At 71.9% G+C, this 12,898-nt stretch carries 10 protein-coding genes; 7 read left to right on the top strand and 3 right to left on the bottom strand.

What is annotated here, in order from left to right:
• Positions 1-22 precede the first annotated feature (22 nt).
• The 6 genes from AB0H87_RS27695 (at position 23) to AB0H87_RS27720 (ending at position 9,066) form a co-directional block, all read left to right on the top strand.
• A complete protein-coding gene (locus AB0H87_RS27695) occupies positions 23-829 on the top strand; it encodes an ATP-binding cassette domain-containing protein (protein WP_360151671.1) in 807 nt (268 codons plus the stop codon).
• Positions 789-1,607, top strand: coding sequence for an ABC transporter permease (locus tag AB0H87_RS27700; RefSeq protein ID WP_360151674.1), 819 nt, complete (start codon positions 789-791; stop codon positions 1,605-1,607). Before AB0H87_RS27695 ends, AB0H87_RS27700 begins: the two co-directional genes overlap by 41 nt.
• A 112-nt stretch (positions 1,608-1,719) precedes the next feature.
• Entirely contained in the window at positions 1,720-5,370 is a 3,651-nt protein-coding gene (metH, locus tag AB0H87_RS27705) for a methionine synthase (RefSeq protein ID WP_360151677.1), read from the top strand.
• Positions 5,371-5,373: 3 nt separating this feature from the next.
• Entirely contained in the window at positions 5,374-6,240 is an 867-nt protein-coding gene (locus AB0H87_RS27710; RefSeq protein WP_360151680.1) for an alpha/beta fold hydrolase, read from the top strand.
• Positions 6,241-6,366: 126 nt separating this feature from the next.
• On the top strand, positions 6,367-6,825 hold the full coding sequence (locus AB0H87_RS27715) for a DUF1203 domain-containing protein (RefSeq protein ID WP_360151683.1): 459 nt from the start codon (positions 6,367-6,369) through the stop codon (positions 6,823-6,825).
• Between the two features lie 102 nt (positions 6,826-6,927).
• Entirely contained in the window at positions 6,928-9,066 is a 2,139-nt protein-coding gene (locus AB0H87_RS27720; RefSeq protein WP_360151686.1) for a diguanylate cyclase, read from the top strand.
• A gap of 11 nt (positions 9,067-9,077) precedes the next feature.
• Here AB0H87_RS27720 and AB0H87_RS27725 read toward each other — a convergent pair whose 3' ends face one another.
• Both AB0H87_RS27725 and AB0H87_RS27730 read right to left on the bottom strand, forming a co-directional pair.
• Positions 9,078-10,043: an SEC-C domain-containing protein gene (locus AB0H87_RS27725; RefSeq protein ID WP_360151689.1), complete on the bottom strand. Its 966-nt coding sequence runs from the start codon at positions 10,041-10,043 to the stop codon at positions 9,078-9,080.
• A 48-nt stretch (positions 10,044-10,091) separates the two neighbouring features.
• Positions 10,092-11,198: an FAD-dependent oxidoreductase gene (locus AB0H87_RS27730; protein WP_360151692.1), complete on the bottom strand. Its 1,107-nt coding sequence runs from the start codon at positions 11,196-11,198 to the stop codon at positions 10,092-10,094.
• Positions 11,199-11,274: 76 nt separating this feature from the next.
• On the opposite strand from AB0H87_RS27730, the gene AB0H87_RS27735 reads away from it, so the two are divergent.
• On the top strand, positions 11,275-11,871 hold the full coding sequence (locus AB0H87_RS27735) for a TetR/AcrR family transcriptional regulator (protein ID WP_360151695.1): 597 nt from the start codon (positions 11,275-11,277) through the stop codon (positions 11,869-11,871).
• On the opposite strand, the gene AB0H87_RS27740 is transcribed toward AB0H87_RS27735, so the two are convergent.
• Positions 11,872-12,669, bottom strand: a complete 798-nt coding sequence (locus tag AB0H87_RS27740) for an SAM-dependent methyltransferase (RefSeq protein WP_360151698.1) — start codon at positions 12,667-12,669, stop codon at positions 11,872-11,874.
• Positions 12,670-12,898: the final 229 nt, after the last annotated feature.

Here is a 12,898-nt window from a genome sequence, read left to right on the forward strand (position 1 = left end):
CCGAACCAGCAGGGAGACAAGCATGAGCACGCCCGCCGTGGAAGTGCGCGACCTGCACTACAAGTTCGGCGAGACCAAGGCCGTCGACGGTGTCGAGCTGACCGTCCGGCCCGGCGAGATCTTCGGGCTGCTCGGCCCCAACGGCGCCGGGAAGACCACCACGATCCGGGCCATCACCGCGCTGCTGCCCGTCCCCGCCGGCGTCATCGAGGTCTTCGGGCGGGACGTCGCGAAGAGCCGGATGTCCGTGCGACGGCTGATCGGCTACGTGCCGCAACAGCTCTCCGCCGACGGCTCGCTCTCGGGCGTCGAGAACGTGTCGCTGTTCGCCCGGCTCTTCGACGTGCCACGACGGCAGCGCAAGGCCAAGGTCAGCGAGTCGCTCGAGATGATGGGGCTGACCGAGGCGGCGACCAGGCTGGCCAAGACCTACTCCGGCGGCATGATCCGCCGGCTCGAGCTGGCGCAGGCCCTCGTCAGCTCGCCGCAACTGCTGATCCTGGACGAGCCGACGATCGGGCTCGACCCGATCGCCCGCGGCAGCGTCTGGGAGCGGATCGCCGCCGTCCGCGCGGAGACCGGCATGACCGTGCTGCTCACCACCCACTACATGGAGGAGGCCGAGCAGTCCTGCGACCGGGTCGGCCTCATGCACCGTGGCCGGCTCGGCAAGCTCGGCACCCCGCGCGAGCTGATCGAGGGGCTCGGCAATCCGGACGGGACGCTCGAGGACGTCTTCCGCGCGTACTCCGGCGGCTCGCTCGACGAGGAACAGAAAGGACTCCGCGATGTCCGTGCCACTCGCCGCACCGCTGGCCGGCTCGGCTAGGTCCGAACGGTTGAGCCCGCGGCTGGTCCTGTCCCGGGTCGTCGCGCTCTGCATCGTCGAGATCCAGAAGCTCTCGCACGACCGCAGCGAGCTGATCACCCGGGCCGTACAACCGGCGCTCTGGCTCGTCATCTTCGGCACCACGTTCACCAAGCTGCACGTGATCCCGACCGGCGGGGTGCCCTACCTCGACTTCCTCGCGCCCGGCGTGCTGGCCCAGTCGGTGCTGTTCGTCTCGATCTTCTACGGCATCCAGATCATCTGGGAACGCGACGCCGGCGTGCTGGCCAAGTTGATGGTCACGCCGACGCCGCGGTCCGCGCTGGTCACCGGGAAGGCGTTCGCGGCCGGCGTACGCGGGCTGGCCCAGGCGATCGTGGTCTACGCGATCGCGGAACTGCTCGGCGTCCGGTTCACCGTGAACCCGCTGAGGCTGCTCGGCGTGATCGCGGTCGTCCTGCTCGGCGCCGCCTTCTTCTGCTGCCTGTCGGTCACCATCGCCGGCCTGGTGCTCTCCCGTGACCGGATGATGGGCATCGGCCAGGCGATCATGATGCCGCTGTTCTTCGCGTCGAACGCGCTCTACCCGGTCGAGCTGATGCCCGGCTGGCTCCAGGTGATCAACCACGTCAACCCGCTGAGCTACCAGGTCGAGGCGTTGCGCGGCCTGCTGATCGGCACCCCCGCCCGGCTGCCGCTGGACTTCGCGGTGCTGATCGTCGCGACCGGGGTGGGCATCGCGGCCGCATCCGGACTCCTCGCGCGTTTGGCGCGATAGCCCGCTCACACTCCGGAACGGAACCGGTCGGAGGGCACCTGATCCGGGTATTCTCGACGGTCGCTCCAGTGATCGTGGGCGGGGGGCGGTCGGTGACCGGAGGAGATGCGTCATGATCGATACGCGGAGCCGGGTTGCGGCCCTTCGCGAGGCCCTGGACAGCCGGATCGTGATCCTCGACGGTGCCTGGGGCACGATGCTGCAGGGCGAGCAGCTGACGCCCGCCGACTATCGCGGCGACCTGTTCACCACGCACACGCACGACGTCACCGGCGACCCGGACGTGCTCAACCTGACCCGGCCGGACCTCATCCTCGACGTGCACCGGCGCTACTTCGCCGCGGGCGCCGACATCACCACGACCAACACGTTCACCGCGACCAGCATCGGCCAGGCCGACTACGGCCTGGAGGGCCACGTACGCGAGATGAACCTGGCCGGTGCCCGGTTGGCCCGCCAGGCCGCCGACGAGGCCGGTGGCAAGTTCGTCGCCGGCTCCGTCGGCCCGCTCAACGTGACGCTCTCGTTGTCGCCGAAGGTCGAGGACCCGTCCTACCGCGCCGTGGTCTTCGACCAGGTCAAGGCCGCGTACGCCGAGCAGATGAAGGCCCTCGCCGAGGGCGGCGTCGACCTGTTCCTGATCGAGACGATCTTCGACACGCTCAACGCCAAGGCGGCCATCACCGCGGCCCGCGAGGTGGCGCCGGACGTTCCCTTGTGGATTTCGCTGTTCGTCGACCAGAGCGCGCGCACGCTGTCCGGCCAGACGGTCGAGGCGTTCTGGAACTCGGTCGCACACGCGCAGCCGTTGGTCGTCGGCGTCAACTGCTCGCTCGGCGCGCAACAGCTGCGGCCCTACGTGGCCGAGCTGGCGCGGGTCGCCGGCACCTATGTGAGCATGCACCCCAACGCCGGCCTGCCCAACGCGTTCGGCGGCTACGACGAGACGCCCGAGGAGACCTCGTCCCTGCTCGGTGAGGTCGCCGGCGCCGGACTGGTCAACATCGTCGGCGGCTGCTGCGGCACCACGCCGGCCCATATCGAGCAGATCGCCGCCGCCGTCCGGGGCACCGCGCGTCGGGTGGTCGCAGAGCCGGAGACGAGGAGTCGCTTCAGCGGCCTCGAGCCATTCGAGATCGGCCCCGACACCGGCTTCGTCGTCATCGGCGAGCGCACCAACGTCACGGGCTCCGCCAAGTTCCGCCGGCTGATCGAGGCCGGCGACCACCAGGGCGCCGTCGACGTCGCACTCGACCAGGTCCGCGGCGGCGCCAACCTGCTCGACGTGAACATGGACGCCGACCTGCTCGACGGCGCCAGGGCGATGACGACGTTCCTCAACCTGATCGCCACCGAGCCCGAGGTCGCCCGCATCCCGATCATGGTCGACAGCTCGCGCTGGGAGGTCCTCGAAGCCGGCCTCAAGTGCGTGCAGGGCAAGGGCGTGGTCAACTCGATCAGCCTCAAGGAGGGCGAGGCCGAGTTCCTCGCGCACGCCCGCCGGATCCGTGACTACGGCGCCGGCGTCGTCGTGATGGCGTTCGACGAGCAGGGCCAGGCCGACACGGTCGCGCGCAAGGTCGAGATCTGCGGCCGGGCGTACGACCTGCTGACGCGAGAGGTGGGCTTCCCGCCCGAGGACATCGTCTTCGACCCGAACGTGCTGGCCGTGGCCACGGGCATCGAGGAGCACAACGACTACGCGAAGAACTTCATCGAGGCGCTGCCGCTGATCAAGGAGCGCTGCCCGGGCGCGCACACGAGCGGCGGCATCTCCAACCTGTCGTTCTCGTTCCGCGGCAACGACGTGGTCCGCGAGGCGATGCACTCCGCGTTCCTGTTCCACGCGGTGCGCGCGGGCCTCGACATGGGCATCGTCAACGCCGGCCAGCTCGCGGTCTACCAGGACATCCAGGCCGACCTGCTGGTGCTGGTCGAGGACGTCATCTTCAACCGGCGCCCGGACGCCACGGACCGGCTGGTCGCGTTCGCCGCGACGGTCACCGGCTCCGGCACCAAGCGGGTGGTCGACCTGTCGTGGCGCGAGGCGTCCGTCGAGGACCGTCTCGCCCACGCACTCGTGCACGGCATCGTCGACTACATCGAGGTCGACACCGAGGAGGCGCGGCGCCAGGCGGCCCGCTCGCTCGACGTGATCGAGGGGCCGCTGATGGGCGGCATGAAGGTCGTCGGTGACCTGTTCGGCGCCGGCAAGATGTTCCTGCCGCAGGTGGTCAAGAGCGCCCGGGCGATGAAGAGGGCCGTCGCCTACCTGGAGCCATACCTCCAGGCCGAGAAGATCGCGGCGGTCGAGACCGAGACCGACGACGAGACCACGGGCAAGGGCCGTGGCACCGTGGTGATGGCCACGGTCAAGGGCGACGTGCACGACATCGGCAAGAACATCGTCGGCGTGGTGCTCGGCTGCAACAACTACGACGTCATCGACCTGGGCGTGATGGTGCCCGCGGCGACGATCCTCGACACCGCCGAGGCGGTCGGCGCCGACGTCGTCGGCCTGTCCGGTCTGATCACCCCGTCGCTCGACGAGATGGTCTCGGTGGCCGCCGAGATGGAGCGGCGGGGCATGCGGCTGCCGCTGCTGGTCGGTGGCGCCACGACCTCCCGCCAGCACACCGCGGTCCGGATCGCGCCCGCGTACGCCGGCTCGACCGTGCACGTGCAGGACGCCTCCCGGGTCGCCGGCGTGCTGGGCGGGCTGCTCGACCCCGACCGGGTCGACGAGTTCGAGGCCGCCAACCGGGTCGAGCAGCAGCGCCTGCGCGACCAGCACGCCGACCGCGAGAAGCGGCCGCTCGTGCCGATCGCCACCGCCCGGGCCAACCGCGAAGTGGTGAGCTTCGACGACCTGCCGGTGCCGGCGTTCACCGGGCTGCGCCAGGTGGCGCCCGAGATCCGCACGCTGCGCGAGATGATCGACTGGCGGTTCTTCTTCATCGCCTGGGAGCTCAAGGGGAGCTACCCGGCGATCCTCGACGAGCCGGTGGCCCGCGAGCTCTACGACGAGGCACAGGCGCTGCTCGACCGCATCGAGGCCGGGAGCCTGCTCCAGGCCCGCGGCGTCTACGGCTTCTGGCCGGCGCGCAGCGAGGGCGACGACATTGTCGTCGGCGGCGGGTCCCCCGACGCGCAGGAGCGCGGCGACGGCGTCCGCTTCCCGATGCTCCGCCAGCAACGGCAGGACTCGAAGCCGGCCCGCTGCCTGGCCGACTACGTCGCGCCGGAAGGCGACCACCTCGGCGGCTTCGCGGTCTCGATCCAGGGCGCCGAGGAGCTGGCCGCGGAATACGAGGCACAGCAGGACGACTACCACGCGATCATGGTCAAGGCGATCGCCGACCGCCTGGCCGAGGCGTTCGCCGAGTGGGTGCACCTGACAGCGCGCCGCGAGTGGTACGAGCCCGACGCCGACCCGAGCCTCGACGACCTGCACCACGAGCGGTTCCGCGGCATCCGCCCGGCGTTCGGCTACCCGGCCAGCCCGGACCACAGCCTGAAGCGCCCGCAGTTCGACCTGCTGGCCGCCGGCGACGTCGGGATGGCGCTGACCGAGAACTACGCGATGACGCCGGCCGCGAGCGTCTCCGCGCTGCTCTTCGCGCACCCGCAGGCGCGCTACTTCGCGGTCGGCCGGATCGGCGAGGACCAGGTCCGGGAGTACGCGCAGCGGCAGGGCGTCCCGGTCGCCGACGCCGAACGTCTCCTCCGCCCGAACCTCGGCTACGAGCCCAAGGAGCGCTGACCCATGGCCGAACGGATGCTCCCGGTCGGTGACGCCACGCTGTGCGCCGAGACGTTCGGCGCCGCCGCCGACCCCGCGATCCTGCTGATCGGTGGCGCCGCCGGTTCGATGGACTTCTGGGATCCCGACTTCTGCACCGCCCTGGCGGAGGCGGGCCGGCACGTGATCCGCTACGACCATCGCGACACCGGCCGCTCGACGAACTATCCCGTCGGCAAGCCCGGCTACACCGGCGCGGACCTCACCACCGACGCGCTCGGTGTGGTCGACGCGCTCGGCATCGCCCGGGTCCACCTGGTCGGCGTCTCGATGGGCGGCGGGATCTCGCAGGAGCTGGGCATTCGCTATCCCGACCGGGTGGCGTCGCTCACGCTGATCGACACGAGCGCCGCGTTGCCGCGACCTGAGGGCGCGGAGCCGCTTCCGCCGCCTGTCGAGCGGATCCAGGCGCTGTTCGCGGCACCGCCGGCGCCACCGGACTGGACCGACCGGGCCGCCGCGATCGACCGCGTGGTCGCCGACCTCGCGACCTACGGCGGCTCCGTGACGCTGAGCCCCGCCGAGGCCCGCGCGCTGGTCACCCGTGCCTACGACCGGACCACCGACTTCGCGGCCAGCCAGACCAACCACTGGATCGTCGCCGACGGCAACCTGCCCGTGGCCGGCGGCATGGCCGACATCGCCGTGCCGACGCTGGTGCTGCACGGCACCGAGGACCCGATGTTCCCGTTGCCGCACGGCGAGGCGCTGGCACGGGACATTCCGGGTGCTCGGCTCGTGCCGCTGCCGGGCGTCGGCCACGAGCACCCGCCCCGTCCGGTCTGGCCGATCGTGCTGCCGGCGATCATCGCCCACACGGCCGGTCAGTGATGGCCGTTGACGGCGTAACGTGATCATCGCTCGCCAGCCGTGCCTTTGTCGGCGTGTCGCACGGCTGGCGAGCCTCACGTCCGGAAGCCGCCAGCTTTCCGCCCGGGCGGGTCGAAGACTGGCTGCATGAGCTTCCGCACCCACGCGATTTCCGCAGAAACCCTCACCGGCGTACGCACCAGCGGGCGCGACGTCTCCGGCCACCCGATCGAGCCCGTGGTCGCCACCGGCGGCGAGCCGCTGCGCTGCTGCCTCCGGGACGCCGAGGCGGGCGAGGACCTCATCCTCTTCGGGTACGCCCCGGCGCTGCCGGCCAGCCCGTACAGCGAGATCGGTCCGGTCTTCGCGCACGCCCGGCAGTGCCCGACCCCGCCGGCGGAGGGCTACCCGGCGGGCTGGCGGGGGCGCCGGCAGGTGCTGCGCGCCTACGACAAGCGCGGCTGGATCCACCCGGCCACCCACGTGCACGACGGCACCGACCCGGAGGCGGAGATCGCGGCCATTTTCGCCGACCCTGAGGTCGAGCAGATCCACAGCCGCAACGTCGCGTACGGCTGCTACATGTTCGCCATCACACGGGCCTGACCGCGTGGGCGGCCTCACTCCGCGCACCCTTGGAGGCCGCCCTCGAGCCGGCGTTAACTGGGCAGACGACCGTAACGCCGCGTGACGCTGGAGGGACTGTAGGTGTCGGATGCCGCGTCATTGGCCTCCTTCGCCCGCCGGGACCGGGCGATGCGGTGGGCCGTCGGCGTAGGCGTCGGCTGGCTGGTCGTCTTCGTCGTCCTGTTGGTGGTCGCCCAGGTCCATCCGTCGACCGCGGTGGTCGACCTGCCCTACCTGGTGCCCATCGTGGCGGCCGTCGGGTTGTCCGCCGTCGCGGCGTTGGTGACCCGCGGCCGCACCCGGGTCGCCTGGATCCTGCTCGCCGTCTCCAACGCACTGTGGCTGACCGGCGAGGTGATCTGGGTCTACTACACCTACGTGCTCCAGCGCGGCCCGCCGGTCGTGTCGATCGCCGACTACTTCTACCTGGCCTCGTACATCGCCGCGATCCCGGCGATCCTCGTCGGCATCGGCAGCAGCGGGCACCTGCGGCACATCCGTGGGCTGCTGGACGCCGGTCTGCTCGCCCTCGGGCTCGGCACGATCGGCTGGCAGGTGGCCATCTCGCCGTCGCTGCCGCAGGCGCCGCGGGTCGCGGACATCGTGGCGTTCGCGTACCCACTGTTCGGTGTGGCCCTCGTCACCCTGCTGGCCGCCGTCGGGCTCGCCGGACGGCACCGCCTGCCGGTCTGGGCCATGCTGGTCGGCGCCGGCTTCGCGGTGGCGGGCATCACCGACTCGGTGTACGCGTACACGATCGCCGCGCAGAACATCGACAGCAACTGGATCAACATCGGTTGGCAGATCGAGGCCGTGCTGTTCGGGCTCGGCGCGGTCGCCGCGATCCGCAGACCGGAGCCGGAAGCCCGCGAGCGCGCCCGATCCCGGGATCTGACCGCGGTGCCCCTGGTGATCGCCGCGCTCGCCGCAGTCGGCCTGCTCGTCGCGGACCGCCTCGACCAGGGACCCATCACCGGCGGCACGTTGGCCATACTGCTGGCGCTATTCGCGGGCCTGCTGTCCCGGCAGCTGCTGATCATCCGGGACCGCACCCGGCTGGCGACCCAGCTCCGCGCCGCCCTCCGCGAGCAGGAGCGGCTGGCCATCACCGACGGCCTCACCGGCGTCTACAACCGCCGCTTCTTCCAGGAGATGCTCCGGATCGAGGCCGAACGCGCGGACCGGGCGGAGACACCGCTGAGCCTCGTCCTGCTCGACCTCGACGAGTTCAAGAAGGTCAACGACGGCTACGGCCACCCGGCCGGCGACACGGTGCTGGCCCAGATCGCCGACCGGATCCGTGGCTCCGTCCGCGCCAGCGACATCGTGGCGCGCTACGGCGGCGAGGAGTTCGGCTGCCTCCTGCCCGGGGTCAACGAGGAGGTCGCGATCGAGATCGCGGAGCAGATCCGGCAGGCGATCGGCCGCACCGAGGTGGGTGTCGGCCAGGGCCGCAGCGTGCGGCTCACCTCGTCGCTCGGCGTGGCCACCGCCGGCACCCGCGACAGCCACCCGTTGACCGACCCGGACGGCCTGGTCAACGAGGCCGACGCGGCGCTGTACCGGGCGAAGGCCACCGGCCGGAACCGGGTCGTCGCGGCCGGCATGCTCGTCGACCCGGTGTACGCCGACCCGGACCTGCCGATCGGCCTGGTCTGGCTGGCGGACCGGATAGACGCTCAGCTCAGCCCGCAGGAGCACAGCACCGCGGTGTCGCGCTGGTCGCTGCTGGTCGGGGAGCGGCTCGGCCTCGACATGGCGGCGTTGCGGCGAGTGGCCGCGGCCGGCCGGCTGCACGACATCGGCAAGGTCAGCGTCGCGGACTCGGTGCTGCGCAAGGCGTTGCCGCTGACGCCGGCCGAATGGGCGCAGTTGCGCCGGCACCCGGAGGAGAGCGCCCGGCTGCTCACAGAACTCGGCGGCCGGCCGGACCTGGGCGCGGTCGTGGCGGCGCACCACGAGCGCTTCGACGGCACCGGCTATCCACACGGGCTGGCGGGCACGCGGATCCCGATCGAGGCGCGGATCGTCACCATCGCGGACGCCTGGGCGGCGATGCTGGCCGACCGGCCGTACGCACGGTCGCTGACCGCCGCCGAGGCCCGCGCGGAGATCGAGCGGTGCCGCGGCACCCAGTTCGACCCGGCCGTGGCGGACGTGTTCCTGCAGCTGGTCGGGGAAGGCCTGATCGGCGACCTCGCGGTGCCGGTCCGCGCCTGACGTTAACCTGGCTAGCCGCGCGAGCGGGGCAGGCAGCACTTCTTGTATTTGAGGCCCGAGCCGCACCAGCACGCGGCGTTGCGCTCGGGCGGCCACGGGATGTGCGTGTCGGGCAGGGCCTCCAACTGCCGCGCGTAGCGGGCGCGGACGGCCGGGTCGCTCGGGTCGCCGTTGGCGCTCAGCCCGGCCGCCGTCCCGCGCAGGACGTTCAGGCCGGTGCCGCCGGTCGCGGCCAGCCGCACCAGCGCCTTCTCCAGCCTGGCCCGGTGCGCGTCCCAGTCGGCGTCGGGCCGGACCTGGTCGAACTCGGCCTGCGGGAAGAAGAGCAGGTCCGCCTCGTCCGCCTGTGGCTCTTGAGCACCCCGGTTGAGCTGCGCCTCCAGGCGGTCGGCGAGGTCGTCCTGGCGGTCGTGCGGCAGGTTCAGGTCGCGACGCACCCGGTGCCGCTGCTGGAGCAGGAAGAACAGCACACCCGGCGCCTCGGGCGGCCCGACCTCCTCGGGTGCCTCACCGCGCGCCTCGAGCATCCCGTCGACGGCCTCGCTGAGCCATTCCTCGGCGGTCGCGTCCCGGCGGCCGGCGGCCAGCGCGGCGCTGACGTAGGAGGGCGCGTCGGCCTGCTCGGTGAGCAGCGGCCGGAGCGCGGTGACCACTTCGAGCGCCTCGTCGTCGCGGCCGAGCCGGAACAGGATGCGCGCCCGCAGCGCCCGGGCGAAGCCGGAGCCGGGCGTGTCCTCCTCGGGGAAGGCGGCCACGGCCCGGTCCGCGTACTGCAGGGCGGCCCCGAGCCGCGACCGGACCTCGGCGATCTCGGCGGCGAGGCTCAGCGCGTCGCCGGCGTCCTCGGGGCTTTCCAGCCGCCCTTCGTCGACGGCTTCGGCCAGGTCAGCGGCGACACCGAGCGGATCAGCGGTCCCGAGCGCGGAGCGCCGCAGTTCGGCGAGGTCGGCGCTGGTGATTACGTCGTTCGCGAGCACGCCTTCACGGTACGTCGCAGGGTGTGCGGTGCACCGGCAGATCACCTGTTACGTCGATCTCCCGGCTGTGCGGAATGCCGTGACCGTGCGGGCGGCCAGATCGCGGGCGCGCAGGCCCAGGCGGGTCTTCGGGACCAGCAGGCCCGCCGCGCGACCGACGCGGCGTTGTTTCGGGTCCACGAGGCGGCGGTGGGCGGCCTCGTATCGGGCGAACGCGGTCGCCGGGTCAGCGGCCAGTGCGGACGCCAGCGTCTCGGCGCCGGCCATCGCCAGCGACGAGCCGTCGCCGAACAGGGAGACGCACGAGGCCGCGTCGCCGAGCAGCGTGACGTGGCCGCGGGACCACGACGGCAGGCGCACCGCGCTGACCGCGTCGAAGTAGAGGTCGTCGGCGGCTGCGAGCCGGTCCAGCAACTCCGGCACCCGCCAGCCCGCGTCCGCGTACGCCGTGGTGACGATCTGTTTGTGCTGGGTCGTGTTCCGGTGGTCGAAGCCGGGCACGGGCGCGGACCGGAAGATGAACGCGGCCAGTGCCGCGCCGCGGGCCGGATGGATCGAGACGAGCCGGCCCGGTGTGTTGTGCAGCAACACGTCGCTGCCTTCGTCGGAGCCGAGCGGCAGGGTCGCCACGTGCAGGCCGAGATGGCGGACGTACTCGCGCTCCGGGCCGAACGCGAGCCGGCGCACCGTCGAATGTAGACCGTCGGCGCCGACGACGACGTCGAACCGGCGCGGCGCCGACCGTTCGAACGTGACGTCGACCCCGTAGGCGTCCGTCGTCAGTGCCGTGACGGTGTCGTCCCAGACGAGCTCGACGTCGTCGCGGATCGCATCGAGGAGCACCGCGGCCAGGTCACCGCGCGGCAGCTCGACCTCGTCACCGCGGGTCGCGGGCATCGGGATGCGGGCGAGGGACCGGCCGGTGTCGTCGACGAGGCGCATCGCGGTGGCCCGGGTCTGTGCCGCGCGCAGCGCCGGGACGATGCCCATCCGGTTGGCGACGGCCCAGGCCGGCCCGCGGACGTCGACCGGGTTGCCGCTGGACCGCGGGCCCGCGCCGCGTTCGACGACCGTGACGGCGAAGCCGTGCCGGGCCAGCCAGTAGGCGAGCGTCGTGCCGGCGACGCCGGCTCCGGAGATCAGCACTGAGGTCATGCCTCCGACCATAGCTGCACTCAGTGCAGATTTGCAATGGATGCTGCTCGGCAGTCGGTGCGGTATGCTGCCCGCCATGTCGCTCCGTGATCGCAAGCGCGCCCGGACCCGCGAGGCTCTCGTCGAGGCGGCCACCGTCCTGTTCGAACGCGACGGTTACGACGAGACGACGATCGCCGACATCGCGGCGGCGGCGGAGATCGGCACCAGGACGTTCTTCAGCTACTTCGCCAGCAAGGAGGAGCTGCTGTTCCCGGAGAGCGACGCCCGCGTCCGGGCGGCCGTCGAGGCGATCGCGGACCGGCAGCCCGACGAGGGGCCCGCCGAGGTGCTGCTACGCGCCCTGCACAAGATCGGCGACGACAGCGACGACCTCGGCAGCCGGCTGGCCGCGTTGCGCCTGCGCTTCGTCCGGGACATTCCGGCGGTACGCGGTCGCGCGCTGCAGATTCAGACGCAGGCGCAGGGTGAGATCGCCCGCCACCTCGCGGCCGCGTTCCCGGACGAGCTCGACGAGGTCGGTGCGGCCGCCTTGACCGGCGCGTTCGTGGGCGCGATCACCGCCGCGCTGCAGGTGTTGCTGGCGGACCTGGATCGGCTGGACGATCCGGCGGCCGTGCAGGCCGCGGTGCGGAAGGCGACCGACGTCGCCCTCCGGCCATGGTTTCGCTGATCAGCGCTTGCGGCCGACGCCGCCGTAGTGCGGAACCCGCTCGGTCGACGTGTCCGCGTCGGGTCGCCATTGCGAGCAGCTGACCACGCCGGGCTCGACCAGCTCGAGGTCGCCGAAGAGCCGGGCCACCTGCTCGGCACTGCGCAGCACCATCTTGGCCGCCGGACCCTCGTTCCAGAGGCGGAGCGCCTCGGTCATGACCTCGCCGTTGACCTCGGTGGTCGGGTGGGAGATCGTCACGAAGCTGCCCGACGGGATCGCCGCGACCAGCCGCCGCACGAGCTCGGCGGCCTCGTCGTCGTCGGGCACGAAGTTGAGGATGCCGAGCAGCATCACCGCGACCGGACGGTCGAAGTCGAGCGTCCGCCGCGCACCGGCGACGACTGCCGCCGGGTCGCGCAGGTCGGCGTCGAGGTAGTCGGTGCGGCCATCGGGGTGGCTGGTCAGCAGCGCGCGGGCGTGCACCAGCACCATCGGGTCGTTGTCGACGTAGACGATCCGGCTGCTGGGTGCGACCCGCTGCGCGACCTCGTGGGTGTTGCCGGCCGTGGGGATGCCGGTGCCCACGTCGAGGAACTGCCGGATGCCCTCGGTGCCCGCGAGATGACGGACCACCCGACCGAGGTACGCGCGGTCGGCGCGCGCCGACCCGACCATCTCCGGCACCATGGCCAGGATCTGGTCGGCGACCGCCCGGTCCGCGGCGAAGTTGTCGGTGCCGCCGAGCCAGTAGTTCCACAGCCGCGCGGAGTGCGGGATCCCCGTGTCGAGGCTCGCCAGGGCATCGCTGTCCGAGATGGACACGTCATCCTCCACATTGTTGCCTCAGGGACGAACGCTCTTCGCGTGAGACTAGCCGGCAACCCACGGCGCGGCATCCCCCACCGCGCTGACCTGGCGATGGGGGAGACTTGGGTATTGGCCGGACACCAGGAGTGGGAACGTTGACGGAGCAGGGCGGCCCGCGCCGCAAGAACGCGCCCGTGGCGCTGGACGAGAGCGAGATCCTGCGGCGCGGCCTCGACAC

The organism is Asanoa sp. NPDC050611 (genome assembly GCF_040654855.1).
Taxonomy (GTDB): Bacteria; Actinomycetota; Actinomycetes; order Mycobacteriales; family Micromonosporaceae; genus Asanoa.